Origin of the sequence: Lactobacillus sp. UMNPBX16 (assembly GCF_002553775.1) — a bacterium.
GTDB classification, from domain to species: domain Bacteria; phylum Bacillota; class Bacilli; order Lactobacillales; family Lactobacillaceae; genus Lactobacillus; species Lactobacillus crispatus.
On the sequence record NZ_PCYU01000021.1, the window covers coordinates 70,377 to 88,918 of the forward strand.

Annotated in this window: 17 protein-coding genes; 14 read left to right on the top strand and 3 right to left on the bottom strand. The window is 38.4% G+C overall.

Annotated features, from left to right (window positions below):
• Positions 1-14 precede the first annotated feature (14 nt).
• The 6 genes from CP367_RS06040 (at position 15) to CP367_RS06060 (ending at position 7,207) form a co-directional block, all read left to right on the top strand.
• A complete protein-coding gene (locus tag CP367_RS06040) occupies positions 15-959 on the top strand; it encodes a serine hydrolase (protein ID WP_089146061.1) in 945 nt (314 codons plus the stop codon).
• A gap of 132 nt (positions 960-1,091) precedes the next feature.
• Positions 1,092-1,667 (top strand): TetR/AcrR family transcriptional regulator, encoded by a 576-nt coding sequence (locus tag CP367_RS06045; protein ID WP_005723949.1) that lies wholly within the window; start codon positions 1,092-1,094, stop codon positions 1,665-1,667.
• A gap of 4 nt (positions 1,668-1,671) precedes the next feature.
• Positions 1,672-5,181, top strand: coding sequence for an MMPL family transporter (locus tag CP367_RS06050; protein WP_089146060.1), 3,510 nt, complete (start codon positions 1,672-1,674; stop codon positions 5,179-5,181).
• 125 nt (positions 5,182-5,306) lie between these two features.
• Positions 5,307-5,483, top strand: coding sequence for a hypothetical protein (locus CP367_RS10845; protein ID WP_005727328.1), 177 nt, complete (start codon positions 5,307-5,309; stop codon positions 5,481-5,483).
• A complete protein-coding gene (locus tag CP367_RS06055) occupies positions 5,470-6,072 on the top strand; it encodes a GNAT family N-acetyltransferase (protein ID WP_089143355.1) in 603 nt (200 codons plus the stop codon). Before CP367_RS10845 ends, CP367_RS06055 begins: the two co-directional genes overlap by 14 nt.
• A 118-nt stretch (positions 6,073-6,190) precedes the next feature.
• On the top strand, positions 6,191-7,207 hold the full coding sequence (locus tag CP367_RS06060) for a zinc ribbon domain-containing protein (RefSeq protein WP_089143356.1): 1,017 nt from the start codon (positions 6,191-6,193) through the stop codon (positions 7,205-7,207).
• Between the two features lie 66 nt (positions 7,208-7,273).
• Here CP367_RS06060 and CP367_RS06065 read toward each other — a convergent pair whose 3' ends face one another.
• The gene (locus CP367_RS06065; protein ID WP_089146059.1) at positions 7,274-8,656 is read right to left on the bottom strand and encodes an NAD-dependent succinate-semialdehyde dehydrogenase; all 1,383 of its coding nucleotides are present in this window, start codon (positions 8,654-8,656) and stop codon (positions 7,274-7,276) included.
• A gap of 166 nt (positions 8,657-8,822) precedes the next feature.
• Here CP367_RS06065 and CP367_RS06070 point away from each other — a divergent pair, with 166 nt between their 5' ends.
• On the top strand, positions 8,823-9,326 hold the full coding sequence (locus CP367_RS06070) for a nucleoside 2-deoxyribosyltransferase (RefSeq protein WP_089146058.1): 504 nt from the start codon (positions 8,823-8,825) through the stop codon (positions 9,324-9,326).
• Positions 9,327-9,354: 28 nt separating this feature from the next.
• Here CP367_RS06070 and CP367_RS06075 read toward each other — a convergent pair whose 3' ends face one another.
• On the bottom strand, positions 9,355-10,215 hold the full coding sequence (locus CP367_RS06075; RefSeq protein ID WP_089143359.1) for a helix-turn-helix domain-containing protein: 861 nt from the start codon (positions 10,213-10,215) through the stop codon (positions 9,355-9,357).
• Positions 10,216-10,217: 2 nt separating this feature from the next.
• Positions 10,218-11,012, bottom strand: coding sequence for an alpha/beta hydrolase (locus CP367_RS06080; RefSeq protein ID WP_061205190.1), 795 nt, complete (start codon positions 11,010-11,012; stop codon positions 10,218-10,220).
• A 157-nt stretch (positions 11,013-11,169) separates the two neighbouring features.
• Between CP367_RS06080 and CP367_RS06085 the strand changes: the two genes are divergently transcribed.
• From CP367_RS06085 to CP367_RS06115, 7 genes are all read left to right on the top strand, one after another.
• Positions 11,170-11,775 (top strand): TVP38/TMEM64 family protein, encoded by a 606-nt coding sequence (locus tag CP367_RS06085; protein ID WP_005722611.1) that lies wholly within the window; start codon positions 11,170-11,172, stop codon positions 11,773-11,775.
• Complete coding sequence (locus CP367_RS06090) at positions 11,775-12,326, top strand: GNAT family N-acetyltransferase (RefSeq protein WP_065990819.1); 552 nt, start codon at positions 11,775-11,777, stop codon at positions 12,324-12,326. The genes CP367_RS06085 and CP367_RS06090 overlap by 1 nt, the downstream gene beginning before the upstream one ends.
• A 230-nt stretch (positions 12,327-12,556) precedes the next feature.
• Entirely contained in the window at positions 12,557-13,864 is a 1,308-nt protein-coding gene (gene serS, locus CP367_RS06095) for a serine--tRNA ligase (protein ID WP_013086796.1), read from the top strand.
• Positions 13,865-14,106: 242 nt separating this feature from the next.
• Positions 14,107-14,913, top strand: a complete 807-nt coding sequence (locus tag CP367_RS10970) for a hypothetical protein (protein WP_233187503.1) — start codon at positions 14,107-14,109, stop codon at positions 14,911-14,913.
• Complete coding sequence (locus tag CP367_RS06105; protein ID WP_005720675.1) at positions 14,898-15,242, top strand: hypothetical protein; 345 nt, start codon at positions 14,898-14,900, stop codon at positions 15,240-15,242. The genes CP367_RS10970 and CP367_RS06105 overlap by 16 nt, the downstream gene beginning before the upstream one ends.
• A gap of 23 nt (positions 15,243-15,265) precedes the next feature.
• Positions 15,266-16,744, top strand: coding sequence for an MBG domain-containing protein (locus CP367_RS06110; protein ID WP_089147269.1), 1,479 nt, complete (start codon positions 15,266-15,268; stop codon positions 16,742-16,744).
• A gap of 12 nt (positions 16,745-16,756) precedes the next feature.
• The gene (locus CP367_RS06115) at positions 16,757-17,977 is read left to right on the top strand and encodes an LPXTG cell wall anchor domain-containing protein (RefSeq protein WP_158227329.1); all 1,221 of its coding nucleotides are present in this window, start codon (positions 16,757-16,759) and stop codon (positions 17,975-17,977) included.
• The last annotated feature ends 565 nt before the right edge of the window (positions 17,978-18,542 follow it).

The following is an 18,542-nucleotide window of genomic DNA, read 5'->3' on the forward strand; positions in this document are numbered from 1 at the left end:
ATTGAGGCGTTTTAATGAAACATAAAATATTAATTGGTTCTTTAATTGTGACTTTATTTGCATTCATTTTGTATACATCAAACATAAAGCGGGTGGAAAACGCGCAGTTAAAGATTGTTGAACCAAATAACAGCAAGGTCGCTAAGAATAAAAAGAAGACCAAGGAGCCAAAGGTTAAAAAATTAGAAAAGCCTAAGGAGCCCAAGGTTAATTCGATTGAATATTCTAACCATGTTAAAGCTCAAAAAGGCAGTAATCAGAAGCTAGTCAAGCAAATCAAAAAAGTTATGGGCATTGATGATAGCTTCCAGGTAGTAGCACAGGATTTAACTAACTCTAGTCACTTTGCCGTAGTTTCTAATACTAATAAGGCTCATGACGCAGGAAAAACAATGCGGTTATTTTTACTGATCGCCTTGTATGAGCAAGAACAAAAAGGCAAGATGGGGTCGCGAACTGCGATTAAGATTAGCAAAAAAGACAAAGCCAAGGGTGATAAGATGTTTCAAGTTGGTATTACCTATGGTGTAAGTTATTTGCGCAGCGCAATGCTTAAGGGTAATAAAACTGCAGCTAGTGCCTTAACTAGAAAAATTGGAGTTAATAATATTGACCAAGTTGCTAAAAAAATGGGTGCCACTCAAACTAAGGTCAATTCAAATATGACTGGTCAGACAACAGCTAATGATTTAGCTAAGACAATGATTGGCTTGTATCAAGGTCGGGTATTAAATCGGCAATATGCTAGTCGAGTTTTAGCAACTCTAGCTAAAGAGCGACCAAGTTTAGTTTCTGGCTTAAGTGGCGGCATTTATGCAATTGGTGAGGATGATTTTGCTGTCGCAATTGTTCAGACTAACGGACGTGCTTACTGTATGTCTGTTTGGAGCACGCAACACAAGAATTTTAATAAATTGGGCAAAACGGTTAATGCTTGGTTTATAAAAAAGCATAAGTAACGGAAATGATGAAGTCCGAGAAGGCTTCATTATTTTTTTATAGAAAAAATAAATTATTTACACTATGTAGATTGTAATCTTCACACTGTAGGTGTATATTATTTACTATGCTAAGACAAAGGAGGGATGAAAATGGCACAGAAAAGAAATCTTGATCTGGATAAAATAATTGATCAAGCTACTGAATTAATTTCTAAAAAAGGACTGACAGCTACAACTTTGCCAGCATTGGCTAAGGCGCTCGATGTCCGCTCACAGTCGCTTTATCATTACGTTTCCGGACGCAAACAATTGCTATCACTAGTTGGTGCAAGACGGATTAAGATCTTACGTCATGAGTTGATGAATGATCTAATTGGTATGTCAGGTAGGGATGCATTGCTTAAGTTTGCGGATGTTGTGCGCGACTTTTTATTAAGCGATCCGGCTTTATCAAGTATTCTGTATCATTTGAACGAATATCCAAAGGATGCGGCCATCAATCAAGAAATCTTGGATTTAATTAAAATGGGTGAAAGACTTAATTTTAAAAAAGAAAGTGTCATTTCATTTCATGCTTTAATTGGCGCCGTATTAGGGTACGTTTTTTTGGATAAATCGAAGTCTTTTGGAGATGAAACAGAAGATGAATCTAATCGTAATTATCATGAAATGATTTTACGACTTGTAGAACCAGTACCTGATTTACAACAAATAGGGAGGAAATAGGAAAGTGCAGAAATTTCTGAAGAACCATGTTTTCGAACTGATTGCGTGGATTTTAATATTGATTATTTCCGTTGTTGCTTTGCCTAACATTACGCAGCTGACTAATGATCACTCTAACATTACGTTGCCAAGTAATGTGCAAAGCAATGTGGCACAGTCAATAGAGAACAATTGGGGCTCGAAAAAGAAAAACACTTATGCAGTAGCACTTGTTTTTAACAAAAAGAGTGGCAAGCTAACTGATGCCGATAAACAGGCTATTAATAATACGCTTGATAAGTTCACTAATGATAAAGGCAAGTACGGAATCAAGGATTCATTACTTCCAGATTCCAATATTGCTACAAGAAAGAAACTTCAATCAAAAGATGGCACGACTTGGGTAGCACAATTTAATGTGGCTAAGAGTCATGGCACGATTGAAAAAGTTTATAACGAAATGAACAAGGCCGCGAAAACGCAAGGGCTTCGTACTTATGTAACGGGTGCGGATGTCTTGCAGCACGACTTCTCCGCTTCAATTCAAGAGGGAATTAAGAAGACTGAAGCCATTACAGTTGTCTTTATCTTTATTGTTTTGGTTATCGTATTTAAGTCACCAATTGTTCCACTTATTTCATTGTTGACAGTTGGTGTTTCATTCCTTACTTCCTTCTCAATTGTTACTAATTTAGTTAAAAGCGCCAATTTCCCATTTTCAAACTTTACGCAAGTGTTTATGGTTATCGTGCTCTTTGGTATCGGTACCGACTACAACATTTTGCTGTATGACAAGTTTAAAGAAAATCTAGGAAAAGGGATGGACAAGTATAAAGCCATGCATGACGCTTTGCGCAATGCTGGTAAAACAATTCTTTACTCAGGTTCATCCATCTTAATTGGTTTTACTGCTTTAAGTTTAGCTAAATTCTCCGTTTACCAATCAGCTGTTGGTGTTGCGGTCGGCGTTGCTGTTTTATTGATAGTGCTTTTGACACTCAACCCATTCTTTATGGCTACGCTTGGTAAGAAAATGTTCTGGCCAGTTAAGAAATTTACTGGTGAAAGTGATGACAAGTTATGGCATGGTATTTCATCTGCCACATTGAAGCATCCAATTATTTACTTGGTTGTGTTAGCAGTTGTTGTTGTGCCATTCATGTTAATGTACTCAGGTCACTTGAACTACGATGACACTGATGAAATTGCAGATTCAGTTCCATCTAAGCAAGGTTTGTTGATAGTACAAAAGCACTTCTCTAAAGGGATGGCTGAACCATCATACTTGTACATTCAAAGTAAGCATAGATTAGACAATGAAGAAAATTTGAAGTTAATTGATCAAGTGACTAAGCAACTTCAAGCTTCAAAAGATGTTTCATTTGCGACATCTGTTACAGAACCTTACGGCGAACCAATTGATATGCTTTATGTCAACAATCAATTAAACACGGTTAACGACGGTGTTGATCAAGCTCGTTCAGGTTTGGGTAAATTGAGTAAGGGTGCCAACAAGGTTGCTAATGGTGCCAATAGTTTGAAGGATGGTGCAGATCAACTTCAAGATGGTACGGGTCGTCTTCAAAGTGGTGCCCAACAATTAGTTGGTGGTACTAGTCGTTTGCAAAATGGTGCAAGCCAATTACAAAGTGGTGCAGTACGTTTACAAACAGGTGCTGGTCGTTTGGCAAGTGGTACTCACGCACTTCAAAGTGGTGCAAGCCAATTAGTTAGCGGTGCAAATCGCTTAAAGAATGGTGCTAGCAGCTTGCAAAGTGGTACCCAACAAATGGTTAACCAATTACAACAATTGAGTTCACAACTTTCAACTCAATTGAGTGGTTCAAACAAACAACAACTCGCTCAACTTCAAACTGCTTTGCCACAAATTAACAGTGGTATTCAACAATTGAATCAAGCTGTTAGTGGATTAGATACTTCACAAGTTGGACGATTAACTGCAAGTTTGAAGAAGTTACAAGAACAAGCAGCACAATTGTCAGCAGCTAGTCAAAAAGCTGCTGGTGCTCAGGCACAAGCAAAACGAGCAGCACTTCAAGCCATTGGCAGTGCTGGCTTAACTACTGAAGACCAGCAAAAGGCTGAAGCAGCTATTAATAAGGCATTTAGTAATACACAAGCTGATACTCAAACGGGTAATGCTTCTATAGATGTTTCTGGACTTAGCTCACAATTAGGTGCTTTAACTTCATCACTTCAACAATTATCAACTCTCCAGACTCAAGTAGCTAAATTAGCTCAAGCTTCTAACAAGGCACTTCCAGGTGCAGCTACTGCTTTGAACCAATTAAGCTCAGGCTTGACGCAAGTTCAATCAGCTGCTTCACAAGGTGTGGCAGGCGCACAAAGACTTAATTCAGGTGCTGGTCAATTAAGCAGTGGCTTAGGTTCACTTTCGTCAGGCGCTAGTCGTCTTGGTGCGGGTGTAAACCGACTTAACAATGGCGCGGGTCAATTGAACACAGGTCTTGGCACACTTGCAAATGGTGCCGGTCAGCTTAATAGTGGTATCGGCCAATTAGCTGGTCAAGCTCCACAACTTATTTCAGGTATCAGTCAACTTAACACAGGTGCTGGACAACTCAGTGCAGGTGCTGGTAAGTTGGCAAGCAAAGTTCCACAATTGACTTCAGGTATTGACACTGTTAATAGTGGTTTAGGTCAAGGTGAAACCTACCTCAGAGGTTTAGGTTCATCAGCTGCCGCTGATACTTTCTACATCCCTAAGGAATTCTTGAAGAACGATATGTTCAAGAAGTCAATGGATGTTTACCTTAGCCCTGATAAGAAGTCAGCTCAAATTATCGTTGTCTTCAATTCAAACCCAAGTGCAACCGAAGCTACTAAGAAGTCACAAGAATTAAGTGCTATGGCTAAGAAGTCATTCCAAGGTACTGCCTTGAAGGATGCTAAGGTAGCTATGGGTGGTCAAAGTTCCAAGATTGAAGATACTAAGACGGTTGCTAGTGGTGACTTCCTTAGAACCGCTGCTATTATGTTAATCGGTATCGGCATTGCCTTGATGTTTGTAACTCGGTCACTTTTGCAACCAATCTACATTCTTGGTACTTTACTTATTGCTTATCTCTGCTCACTTTCAATCAATCAATGGATTGTTAAAGCAGTTCTTGGTAAGTCAATGCTTACTTGGAACACACCATTCTTCAGCTTCATTATGTTGATCGCTTTGGGTGTTGACTACAGTATCTTCCTGATGACTCGTTATCGTGAACTTGAGTCTGAAGGATACACTACTCCAAGTTCAAGAATCTTGAAGGCATGTGCTATCATTGGTACGGTTGTTATATCAGCCGCAATTATCTTGGGTGGTACTTTTGCAGCCTTGATTCCATCAGGTATTCCAACTTTGATTGAAGTTGCCTTAGCCGTGGATATTGGTTTGCTCATCTTGGTCTTCATTTTGCCAATTACTATGTCAGCAGCTACTAAGTTGACATATGAGGGAATCGACCTTAATAAGTTCGCCAAAAGAAGAAATAAGAAAAATAATTAATAAATAGTTTTTCGACCGAATCGCAATGATTCGGTCTTTTTTTGTTAAAATAAATCTTGAAACTAATAGTAAAACAGATTATGATTGTATAATATTAATAGGTACACTAAAAGGAGTTGGTAATTATGGTAGGTATTGTTAGAAATGCTGAGATAACATTTAAAAATGAAAAAGCATTTAAAGAATTCAAAAACAAAATAGCCAATCCAGTACCACGTGTGTCTATAAAAAAGTTGCAAAAAGAAGTTGAAGCTGATGGGATAGTAATTCAACGTGGGAAGGAAAAGCATGAATCAAAGTAGAGCATTTAAATTATGCCCGTTAAGTACGTGTCCACATTTTGAAGAGTTAGCCCTACATTTTGATTCCACTAATCGTGGTATAGATAATTTTTTTCGTAAGGAATGTCCGAAGTTCGAAAGTACACAGAAATTAAAGACTTTTGTATTAATGGATCCTATCAAAAATCAGATAGTTGGTTTTTTCTCGTCAACAGTAGGGTTATTAACACAGAATGTTAAGAAGGATGATGGTACTTATAAAGTTGATACACCATATATAAACCTTGCTTATTTTGCAATTGACAAGGAATACCAAGGAACAGGAATTGGTAGAGCACTAATGATGGAATTCTTTTCCATGTGCATGGTGATTGCATTGTATACAGGTGTTCAGCTGATTTATCTTGAATCTGTGGACGAAAGTGTTAATTTCTACAAAAGATTAGGATATGAATTATTACATAAAGATGCAACTCCAGAAGCATATCAAAAGTTTGGAAATGATACTAGGAACATACAATTTCCAATGTTGAGAAAGATATCAGATTTGATTGCTGATGGACATTCACCTTATATTGATAATGTTTTACCAATTGATGTTGAAAAATAGTTAGTAAATAATTTTTTCGACCGAATCGCAATGATTCGGTCTTTTTTTGTTTTGATCTTCAAATTCTGATACATGTTATAATAATGACTAACAGATTGAAAAAGAAGGGAATTCTTATATGACTACTTGTCCAAATTGTGGCCATAAAATTAGTGAAACAGATGATATTTGTCCAAACTGTGGCTTCAATCTAAAAAAATATCGAGACGACTTTTTCACAGATCAGCACCCAAAAGCAAAGTTTGAAGAACCAGATGAAGGCGAAAAGATTATCAGCCGTGCAGCCTATCGGGAAGAATTTATTCCTGAAAAGCAAAACACCACTGTCCAAAGAATGATTGCGTGGGTTAGGAAAAATGCGACCTTAGTCTTCTTATTGGGAGTCTTACTTTTAATCCTAATGAGTTTTTCTAGAGCGGCAGGGTGGACTGGCTTTTTAGCCCTAATGGTTTGGCTTTATATTGTGTGTGATCGTAAAGATAAGATCGAGCAGTATACGGTTGATAAGCGATTAACGCAAAAGATTGACCGAATTGGTTCCGATGTCTTTAACCGGTTGGATGCACGTGAAAGTAAAGTCAAAGCGAAAAACCGAGAATTTGTGCAAAAATATCCTCGGATTGAAAATCATGTACGTGAAATAAAAAATGTTCGCAAACATCACTTTAATTATGTGCAGATTTCAGTTATTTTTACGGCTTTAGTTAGTCTAATCGTTCTCTTTACCGACTCGGGTGCTTCGGCTTACACGCAGAGAATGTCTATTTCCAATGTACTGTTCGGTTTAGCAGGGCGCTTGCTTTCATCCGACGTGACATCATGGTATGCACTTATTCTTTACATTGTCTGGTTGCTACTATTCTTGTTCCCAATTTTCATTATTTATAATATTTTGAAAAATACTAAGGCTAGTCAGACTTTAGCCTTCTTCCTTTCTTTGATTGAATCAATCTTTTTGATTTATATGATTTTTCAAATATCAAGCGCGGCACATGCTTCAACTGGGGTGCTGGCTCAATTGACGAGTCAACTTATGTCATATGCAGTTTCTCTCGGGGCTTCAGCTTACTTTATGATTTTGGCTAGCGTGTTGACCACGATTTTGGCTGGATATAATCTTTTTAAAAAGAAATAGAATTAATAATAAGTAAAAGAAATACGCTGGTTAAGTTGCCAGCGTATTTCTTTTATCGAAAAATTACTATTGATTATTCTTAGTAACATCAATTACTAAGTGTTCGTTAACAAAGGCCATCATGCCTAAGTCACTTAATTCACGACCGTAGCCAGACTTCTTCACGCCACCAAATGGCAATTCACCAGAGGTAATCCAGCGGCCATTGATGACAGTCATACCAGTTTCAATTTGAGCGGCCACGTTTTGAGCACGTTTGATATCGTTAGAGATAACAGATGAACCTAAGCCATAGCTAGAATCATTTGCAAGCTGAATGGCATCGTCATCATCGTCAACTACAAAGACTTCTGCTACAGGGCCAAATAATTCTTCATCATAAATAGGATTTTCTTTGTCGATGTTAGTCAAAATTACAGGTCTGAAGAAGGCACCTTTAGAATCAATCTCTGGATATTGGTAAAAAATCTCGGCTCCTGCGTCAACGGCCTTTTTAACCTGAGCTTCTAATTTTTCCTTAGCACGTTCGGAATTCATTGGTGGCAAGGTAGTATCGGCTTCAAGTGGGTCACCCGCTTTAAGATTAGAAAAGACGTTTTTAAGCGTATGTAGCACTTCCTCATAATGAGATTTTTCAACAATAATTCTCTTGGATGAAGTACATACCTGGCCATCGTTATAAGTTCTAGCATCGCCTAAAACGTTACGCAATACTTGCGGATCTGCATCATCTAAAACGATAAATGCGTCATTGCCGCCAAGCTCCATGGTTGATTTCTTTAAATTTTTACCAGCAGCTTCGGCAACAGCTGAACCGCCACGTTCTGAACCAGTTAATGCAACGCCTTGAACTCTAGGATCGGCAATAATATCGCTTAATTGATCATAGGTTGGATAAAGGTTAATTAAGCTGCCTTCAGGAGCACCAGCACGTCTAATGATTTTAGCGGTTAAAGCAGCAGAACCTGGAACATTGTGGGCGTGCTTCAGTAAGATTGGGTTACCCACGATAAAGTTAGGAGCGAAGACCCGTATAACTTGGTAAAGTGGGAAATTCCATGGTTCACAAGCCATAATAACGCCAGTTGATTGCTTCAAATAATAGGCATTGCCTAAGTCTGATTCGATTGGAGTAGGAGCCAACATTTTGACCCCGTTTTTGGCATAGTAATTACAAATTGAAGCACATAATTCAACTTCTTCTCTTGATTCGCGCAAAAGCTTTCCCATTTCCAGGGTCATCATTTTGGCTAAGTCATCTTCATGCTCGCGCAAAGCATCTGCTATCTTGTGTAATTGACGACTGCGGGTCTCAGGATTTTCATGACGCCATTTTTTATATAAAGCGTGTGCTAAGTTAATGGCATCGTCAATTTGTGCGGCAGTAGAATTGTCATAGCTTGCAAATTCTTCGTTAGTATATGGATTAATTGATTGATATCTAGACAAAATAATTCCTCCAATAAGTTTTATGTTTAGCTTTAATAAGTTATGTTTCTATTATAAAGCGTTTACAATGAAAACACAGCTATTTGTGCTTTTAGTTGTAAAAAAGTCATGCTAAAATGAAAAATAATTTTATTTTGTAAGTTTTAAACATTGAAGGGACAAAAGCATGAACAAACAAGTTTCAACTGCTAAGATTTATTTAGGCACTCCATTTTACAATGATGATCAACGTGCTCGAGTTGATAAGGCTCGTGCCTTGTTAGAAGAAAATCCGACAGTGGTCAGAGTGCATTTTCCATTTGATCAAAATTTTGTTGATCCGGATGAAAAGAATCCTGAAATTGGTGGCATTCGCAGCATGACTTGGCGCCTTGCCACTTATAACAATGACCTGGAAGGTCTAGTTAACTCTACATGTGGCGTCTTCTTGTATGACATGGACAATGTAGATGATGGTAGTGCTTTTGAAATTGGTTTCATGCGTGCTTTGCATAAGCCTGTAGTCTTGGTAACCTTCACTAAGGATCCAGACAAGGATAAAGTGATGAACCTGATGATTGCTCAAGGTGTTACTACAATTATTGATGGTAATACTGAACTGGACAAACTTGCTAACTTTGATTTCAATACAGTACCTGCTAAGCCAGTTACTGGTTACATGATTATCTAAAAAAATCCCCAATTTTGGGGATTTTTTGTTAGTCATTTAATTTTTTTAGTAATTTTTTAGCCTGATTTAGCGTAATCGTGTTGCGGTTGATTCGGGCAAAAGCACAGGCATCATGCAAATGTTGGATAGCAATTGCTTTCTTTTTTGACTGATCAATATCATTCATGCCTTGCCGCAATAGGATGCGTGCCATGTAAAAAATCACGTGCTTCTCAGCGCCAATCTTATAGGCATAGCGCAACAATGCATTAGACTCACGATACATTTTTCGTTCGCCATAGAATTCACCGGCATCACATAAAATACTTAAGGCATGCATTGTAGTCAAAATATTATCGATCTTGACGTCCATAATGTTCTTTAATACTTGACTATAATAGTGCTCGGCTTTCTCTGTTTCACCTTGTTTAGCATAGATTTGACTACAACCATTTAATGCCAACAAGCGGTAAATATCATTTTCAGGCAATTCCTGGGTGGTCAAGATATTGTTGAAATAAAAGAGCGCACTCATTTGATTGCGATCACTTCTTAGAGCATATTGTCCGCGCAAATAGTGATAATGAATCCGATTTGTTTGGCGTTTTAGGTCTACTTCGGGGTTGATTTGTGAAAGTAAAGTAAAAATTTTACTGTAATCAAAATTGATAAAAGCAAAATCCGCTTCAAACAGGATATGCGCGATATATTTGTGCTCACTGTTGTCCATAATATCGCTAACATCAATATCCATCCGTTCACAAAGCTGCTTAAGAATTTTAAATGAAGGTACCTGTCCGTTGTTTTCAAACTTACTTAAGGTTGACTGCGTGCAAATGCCGCGGCAAAGTTCAGTTTGCGATAGCCTTAATTTTTTTCTGGCTTGAACAAATTTTTCTATGTTGATCATACTTAATCTTGTCTCTTAATAGTTTGATATAAAAAATCGAGCGATTCGTCTACATAATCGGGACCATAAGCCATGGCGTGACCGTGACCAGGAATTACGAGGAGCTGTACGCCTAAGTTTTTGTCAGCTAAGAACTTAACAAAATCCAATACTGTAGCTAGTGGTGTCAACTCATCTGCGGAATTAATCATCATTAATTGCTTGAGATGGCTATAGTCAAATGACTTAGCGTCTAATTTTTGTAATACAGCCTCATCTTCAGTACCTGTGTAGGTTAATGTGAAGTACTTGTAGAAAGATTGTCTGATCTTTTCAGGATCGGTAATGCCAAAATCGTTAGCGGCATCTGGGGATGCTTTAGTATCTTGATGATCTTTAATCCAGTTTGAATATTCAACTGGAGCAGACCAGGTGACAGTAGGGAAACCGTATTTCCCAGCAACCTCAATTGCCATTTCACCGCCAACGCTGGCTCCAATTTGAACAATGTTTTTGACATCGTCTTGATCAGTGTATTCAGAATTCAACAGCCAGTCGACAAAGTGCAATGCATCTTCATGAGCAGCAGGAAAGTGGTATTTAGGTGCTAAGGAGTAGTCGGGGATGAAGGTCATAAAGCCCGCATTAGCAAAGCGAATACCTAGATTTTTTACGCTTTCTTTATTACCTCTAAACCAGCCACCGCCATGCCAGAAGATTAAAATCTTGGTATTAGAAGATGTATCATTAGGATAGTAAATATCCGTTTTTAATTCTTTAGTCTTGTCATAAACAATATCATTCTTAATTACAACCATAAGATGCCTACCTTTCTAATAACTTATTAACTTTATTATATAGTATCTGCCCAAAGTAGCTAAAATAATAAAACTTTTTTTAGATTTGCATGTTTACGGTATCTGGGCTGGATTTTTGTTAAAATTGAACTACTAGGCGATGAAGGAAGGCGAGAAAATGCATCTATCGACTAAGGCTAGTCGTAAATTAATCAATATTGCAACTATAGTTTGTGGAGTCGCAATCGTGTTGCTGGTGATTTATTGGTACCGCTTGGGGATCTTTACCGATCAAGCTAAAATGCGGGCTTATCTGGCTAATAAACAAATTGTTGGTCCGATTATTTTCGTGTTGATTCAAATTGTTCAGGTAGTTATTCCAATTATTCCTGGGGGCGTGTCTTTATTAGGAGGCGTGGTCTTCTTTGGCCCAGTTGCTGGGTTTATTTATAACTACGTGGGGATTTGTATTGGCTCAATTATCAACTTCTTTTTAGCTAGACACTACGGCCGGCCCTTTATTTTGCATATTGTTTCGGAAGAAACGCTTGATAAATATATGAAGTGGACAGAGAATCAGAATAAATTTAATTGGTTCTTTGCATTATGTATTCTCGCCCCAGCAGCTCCCGATGACGTGCTTTGCCTGCTAGCAGGATTGACTAAAATGAAGTTTTGGACTTATTTTTGGATTATTATTTTGTGTAAGCCATGGACAATTGCCGCCTATAGTATAGGCCTACAGTTTGGTGCGAAGTGGCTCTTGAAGCTGATGGGTAACTAATGCTTGAATCTAAGAGAATATATTTGAGACCTTTTGAAGAAAGGGACGCGCAGCAATTACTGAAGTGGGGTGGCAATTCCCGCTACCACAAGATGGCTGGCTTTGAGGAATACCGCAATCTGACTGAGGCGGTTAATGGCGTGAAGCAATATATGTCGCGTCCTGAAAGTTATGTCGTTTGCTTGCGCAAGAACAATGAAGTGATCGGTCTGGTTGAATTGTATGAACGCGGCTTAGATGAAAAGAGTGGCCTATTAAAGACTAAAGAAGTTGGCTTTTTGCTAGATCAGTCGTTTGAAGGTCACGGCTATATGACTGAAGCTTTACGATTGATTTTGACCTATGCTTTTAAAAAGAAAAAGCAAGTAGAAGTCTGGGCTGGAACTTTTGCCGATAATGAAAAATCACAGAAATTGCTTAAAACACTAGGATTTCAGTATGTTTATACTGTCGATTACACACAAGTTAGTGCACTTTTTTCGTTTAAAGAAAAATATTATTTGCTCAAAAAAGAAGAATGGCTTAAAATAAATGCAAACACGAAATCCTAAGACTGCTTCAGAGAGTTCACGGTTGGTGCGAGTGAATGCATAGTCGCTTCCAGATTTCAATAATGTGGGCAATTAATAGTTGCACGGTTTGACGTCGTTACTCGTCTGGTAAAGAGGTGCAGTCTAGATAGACTGAAGCTGGGTGGTACCGCGAAACCGTGTAAGAGCCGATTCGTCCCAAGTGTAGGGATAAGTCGGCTCTTTTTTTATGCATATCATGGAGGTTTTATATGCTTGATATTAAAGTGATTCGTGAGAATCTTGACTGGTCAAAGAAGAAATTGGCTACACGTGGCATTAAGCCAGAAGAATTAGATGAATTAGTTGAAATTGACGCTAAGCGTCGTAAGGATTTGACTAAGAGTGAACAATTAAAGGCTAAGCGTAACGACGTTTCTAAGCAAATTGCAGAAAAAAAGCGTAACAAAGAAGATGCTAGCGATGCAATTGCTGCTATGCGTGAAGTAGGTAAGGAAATCAAAGACTTAGATAAGGAAGTTGCGGAATTAACTGAAAAGCAAAACTACATCTTGCTTAGATTGCCTAACTTCCCAGCTGATTCAGACCCAATTGGTCCGGACGATAGCTACAACGAAGAAGTTCGTAAGTGGCACCCAACTACTGAATTTAACTTTAAGCCAAAGGCTCACTGGGATATTGGTACTGACCTTGGCATCTTAGACTGGGACCGTGCTTCAAAGGTTTCAGGTGCACGTTTTGTTTACTACATCGGTGCTGGTGCGCTTTTGGAACGTGCTGTCTTCAACTTCTTCCTTGATGAAAACACTAAGGAAGGTTATACCGAAATTATCCCACCATACTTGGTAAACGATGCATCAATGCAAGGAACTGGTCAATTCCCTAAGTTCCACGAAGATGTTTATACCATCGTTGATAATGACGATCCAGATAAGCCACGTGACTTAACTTTGATTCCAACTGCTGAAGTTCCATTGGTAAACTACTTCAGAAATGAAATTATTCATGAAAACAAGTTGCCAATCAATGTTACTGCATTGTCACCAGCATTCAGAAGTGAAGCAGGGTCAGCAGGACGGGACACTCGTGGTTTGATTAGAATGCACGAATTCCGTAAGGTTGAGATGGTTAAGGTATGTAAGCCTGACGAATCATGGGATGAACTCGAGAAGTTAACTCATAATGCGGAACACTTATTGCAAAAGTTGGGCCTGCCATATCACGTAGTTGCTCTTTCAACTGGGGATGCAAGTTTTACTAGTGCTAAGACTTACGACCTTGAAGTTTGGATGCCTGCACAAGACAAGTACCGTGAAATCTCAAGTTGTTCAAACTGTACTGACTTCCAAGCTCGTCGTGCACAAATTCGTTACCGTGATGAAGACGGCAAGCTTCACTTGGCACACACTTTAAATGGCTCAGGTTTGGCTGTTGGTCGTTGTGTAGCTGCTATTTTGGAAAATTACCAAAACGAAGATGGTTCAGTAACTGTTCCTGATGTACTTGTTCCTTACATGAATGGTATGAAGAAGATTACTAAAGAATCAGGTTTAATTTAATTCCTAAATTTAATTAAAAAATGAGCACAATAAAATCGTTATTTTAGTTGTTGTGACTGACAACTTAAAATAACGATTTTTTTGCATATAATTTAAGCCTGCTTTTTGTTGTGATTTATGTTAGGTGTTATTAAAATAGATGAATAGAATAAAACCGCGTAATAGAAAGACTAAATAAAAATGACTTTGAAGGCAAGCAGCGCTTTAGTATTAGAAAATTGAACATTGGAGTTTGTTCCGTTTTGCTTTCAACTTTGCTTTGGACGATGAATACAAGTCAAACGGTTCATGCGGATACTACGGATCCAGTAGAAACAGAAGAGGTTGAGTCGGCTAAGAAGACTACCACAGATACTGGAAATGATCAGACTACGACAGCTGGTAAGAATGATAACGATACTACTGCTCAAAAAGAAGTTAGCGGTACCGATCCTTTGACTAGCAAAAATTCAACCGAGCAGAATTCAACTAAACAGGCAGAAGATAAAAAAGCTACTAGTCCAGAAGATACTAAAGATGTTTCTACTCAAAATAATAAGGAAGTTTCTTATAGTGCTTACAATAAGAGCGGCGATCCAGGTCAGCAAACTACTTTCACTCAAGGCACCGACAGTTATCAGCCAAACTATATTATTTCCCGCTTGCAAACAAATGCTGATGGCTTAGTGAGTGGCAAGCAAAATGCTACTATTCGCGTTACTGTTCCAAATGGTACGCTTGGTGCTCAATATGATGCAGATGGTAAGTATTACTACTACGAATTGAATGCTAATGTTAATGTTGCGCAAAAGGTGACGTTTGAATTTGTAGACCAGTACAACAATAATGCGGTTGTCGGTCAAACTTATTCACAAGAATTTATCCCTGGTGTTCAAACTAACCTCAACTTTAATATGACCATTCCAACTGATCCAGAAGGTTATGGTTACGAATTAGCAAACGGTGCGTCAATTCCAGAACAATGCACTTTGCCTGCTTTTACGCAAATCTTCCTAACGCATCAGTTTATGAAGCCCGTCCAGTTCACACTGTTTTGTATATTCCAGTAAAACAGCAAGCGAGAACAGTAACGGCTAAATATGTAATTGCTGGTGGTGACAAAAATGGTCAACAATTTGCACCTGATTCACAAATACAGGTATTCTATGCCCAGACTGGTAGTTTAAATGTTGCTAATAACACGATTACTTATGGTAATTGGCAATGGGATCAAACAGCAGGTGATTCAACAACGCCAGGATTTAAAGTGATTTATGGTTCATGGAGCCTACCTAAAGAAGCTGGACAAACTTGGCAAGTTAATGTTCCTGATCCAGGCAAGGATTATGTTGTTGTAAATATACGTATGGTAAAAATAGTACTAATAGTACTAATTTAAGCTACACTGCTAAAGATGGTGACTTGATCTTTGATCAAACTCCAGGCAATGTCGGTGAATACCACGTGGAATTATCTACGCAAGGGTTGGCTAACATTGAAAAAGCTTTGGGTACTAACTACGCATACCCACAAGTAGCAGATGATGTAACTACTAAGGGTACATTAACCATTAACCAGGGCGAAGCTACTGTTACCCTGAATAGTGGTGACAGCAAGACTTATGATGCTAAGCAAACCTTACCAAGTGGACTTAACTTGAATAAGTACAACGTAACCTACGATGCGACGGTTTACTCCGCTGATGGTGAAGCTCAGACACTTAAGTTAACTGCTGACGATTTGCAAATTGTTGGTAATGCAACGAATGTCGGTACTTACCAAGTTAAATTATCACAGGCTGGTCAAGAAAAGCTTAAGCAACTAACTGGTAATAATGGTGCTAACTACAAGTGGACATTTAAGACAACAGCTAACTACATAGTTACTGCAGCCACTGCTGACGCAAAACTTAATGGCTCTAACCAAAAGACATTTGATGGTACAGCTGTAACAACTGCACAAGTTAACAGCAATGGTCAAATTTTAGTTCACTTTACTTTTCCAGGTTCAACTACCGAAAGTACGTATGCTCTGCAAGACGGTGATTATATTTGGAATGCTGGCAGCGCACCAGTTAATGCTGGTACTTACACCATTACGTTGAACAAGCAGTCAATATTGGCTCACTTGCAAGATGCCTTGAAGAAGCAAGTTAACGCTAATGTAACTATTTCCGCTGACGATTTAGGAGGCCAGGCAAGCTTCACAATTACGCCAAAGGCAATTACTGATATCACTATTTCTGGTAGTGATCAAAGCAAGACTTATAATGGCAAATCAGCTGATCTCGATGTTAATGGCTTGAAGATCACGGCAAATGGTACGGTTACGAACACACCATTAGTAAACCCAGGAATCACTGCTAGTGACTTTACGTGGTACGATGCGGCTGGTAAGAAACTTGACGGAGTTCCAACGGATGCAGGAACTTACCAAGCCCACTTGAATGCCAACACGCTCGTTGCATTGCAAAAAGCAAATCCAAACTACAAGCTGAATATTTCTTCAAAGGCTAAGTTTACTTTGGATGCAACCTTAACGATTGAATTTGAAGATACTCAAGAAGGTAACAAGCAAGTTGGTCAGACAATTACTAAGTCTGGCGTTGCTGGTTCAACTGTTGATAACCTTGATTTGAAGCTTCCAGAGAACTACGAGTTAGCACCAGATCAAGAATTGCCAACTAGCTATACTTTTGGCAAGGCATTAAGTCAGAACTTGTACATTAAATTAGTTCACAAAACAGCAATCGTTGATCCAACTGATTCAGCAACCAATCCTACTAAGGATGAAAGCTGGTTCAAGAAAAATGACCTAGTTAAGGATGTCACCCGAACCATTAATTACGAAGGTTTGAGTGAAGAACAACTAGCTCAGATTTCAGAAGATCAAAAGAAATAGACCGTTGAATTTATGCGGACTGCCGTATATGACTTGGTTACTGGAAAGCTGGTTGCCAATAGTGAAGGCCAATGGGCTGCGGTAGATGGTAAGGATACATTTGCTGGATTTACGCCGAAGGAATTTGCTGGCTATACCACAAATCCTAACAAGGTTGAACAAGTGAAAGTAACTGGCAATGATAAGGATAGTGAAGTCACTGTTACTTATACTGTCAACACTCAAACGGGGAAGATTTCTTACGTTGATAGTGATGGCAAAGAAGTAGGGCAAACTCCGCTTAGTGGCAAGACCGGTGAAACAGTAGATGTAAATCCACAAGTTCCAGCAGGATGGAAGATTGTTTCAGGACAGGATATTCCTAAGACAGTAGTTGCAACTGCTGATGGCATTCCAACTGTAACTGTAAGGGGTGAACACGACACCATTATTGTTACTCCAGAAACTCCACCAAGGGATGTTCCAACAGGCCCAGTGCCAGGTGATCCAAGTAAGAACTATGATCACTTGGGTACTTTGACTAAGATTCCAACTAGAATAATTACAGTCATTACGCCTTCAGGTGCTAAGCTGATTATCACTCAAAAAGTAACGTTTACTAGAACTGCAACGTTTGATAAAGTTACTGGCAAAGTTACATACAGTGAGTGGAAGGTAGATGGTAATACTCAGTGGGATGCATATACTGCTCCAACATTTAGTGGCTACACTGCTTCACAAAGTAAGGTGGCAGCGGAAAAGGTTTCAGTAGATACGGCTGACAGTAATATTGAAATTACTTACAAGCAAGATGAAGTACCAACTCCAGAGCCGAAGCCAGATAAACCTGACAAACCAAATAAACCGGATAAGCCAAACAAGCTTGCTAAGCCAGATAAACCGGCAAAGTCTAATAAGGAAAGTGAAAAGAAGCATAATCATTCTAAAGCAAATAAGAAGGGCTATGACTCTAATAACAATCCTAAGTATGAAGGTATGCCTACAGGTCGAAATAAACGCGCTAACGGCCCAGTTAAGGCAGCAGACGCTGAATCTGGCAAGAGGACAATAGGGAAAGCAGAAAGAAAGCAATTAGCTAACAAATTAAATGCAAAACCGAAGTCCGTGCAAGACTTATTGCCTCAAACTGGTAGTGAACACAAACACACACTAGGTTTGATTGGTACATTACTCGCTGGTTTAGGTTGGATTAGTTTACTTGGCGTTGAAAAACGTAAGAAAAAAGACGAATAGACACTAAAGATATAAAATGAGACGTTTATCGAATGATTATATTTGATAAACGTCTTTTTTTGCATTTTTGAGTGAAAAATTAGGCAAAACACTGTTTTTTTTGAATTATTTTGAAAAAAATTCGAAAAATTTTGTACTAAAATTAAGAGAAAAAACAGTAAAACTCGAATAATAAGCGTAAGGATAAAAATAAAGTAAGCAAAAAGAAAAAGGTAGATTGAAATAGAAACAAAGGAATAATTACAACGCGTCCAAGCGTTTCTAAAAGATTGCGAACGAAGAACAAGACTTGCCAAAGCGGAGAAAATAAGGTAAATTAATAAAGTCGCTTCGAGAGATGCGACGAGAGCTTAAAAACAGACATGTAAGGAAAGAAAACAAATAAAAAGAAAAAAGTACTTGCAAAGAAGTAAATAAGCTGGTAATATATTTAAATGTCGTCAGGCAAAAGCAGAAAAAGCTTGAGCAAGACGAAAAAACAAATCAAAAAAGTTCTTGACAAAGAAATGATGGTTTGATAAAATATAAAAGCTGTCTGCTTTACAAAAAAGCAAGACAGAGGTAG

Coding starts and splice junctions, on each gene's coding strand:
- CP367_RS06040 (WP_089146061.1), top strand. CDS start 15: ATGAAACATAAAATATTAATTGGTTCTTTAATTGTGACTTTATTTGCA.
- CP367_RS06045 (WP_005723949.1), top strand. CDS start 1,092: ATGGCACAGAAAAGAAATCTTGATCTGGATAAAATAATTGATCAAGCT.
- CP367_RS10845 (WP_005727328.1), top strand. CDS start 5,307: ATGGTAGGTATTGTTAGAAATGCTGAGATAACATTTAAAAATGAAAAA.
- CP367_RS06055 (WP_089143355.1), top strand. CDS start 5,470: ATGAATCAAAGTAGAGCATTTAAATTATGCCCGTTAAGTACGTGTCCA.
- CP367_RS06060 (WP_089143356.1), top strand. CDS start 6,191: ATGACTACTTGTCCAAATTGTGGCCATAAAATTAGTGAAACAGATGAT.
- CP367_RS06070 (WP_089146058.1), top strand. CDS start 8,823: ATGAACAAACAAGTTTCAACTGCTAAGATTTATTTAGGCACTCCATTT.
- CP367_RS06075 (WP_089143359.1), bottom strand. CDS start 10,215: ATGATCAACATAGAAAAATTTGTTCAAGCCAGAAAAAAATTAAGGCTA.
- CP367_RS06080 (WP_061205190.1), bottom strand. CDS start 11,012: ATGGTTGTAATTAAGAATGATATTGTTTATGACAAGACTAAAGAATTA.
- CP367_RS06085 (WP_005722611.1), top strand. CDS start 11,170: ATGCATCTATCGACTAAGGCTAGTCGTAAATTAATCAATATTGCAACT.
- CP367_RS06090 (WP_065990819.1), top strand. CDS start 11,775: ATGCTTGAATCTAAGAGAATATATTTGAGACCTTTTGAAGAAAGGGAC.
- serS (WP_013086796.1), top strand. CDS start 12,557: ATGCTTGATATTAAAGTGATTCGTGAGAATCTTGACTGGTCAAAGAAG.
- CP367_RS06115 (WP_158227329.1), top strand. CDS start 16,757: ATGCGGACTGCCGTATATGACTTGGTTACTGGAAAGCTGGTTGCCAAT.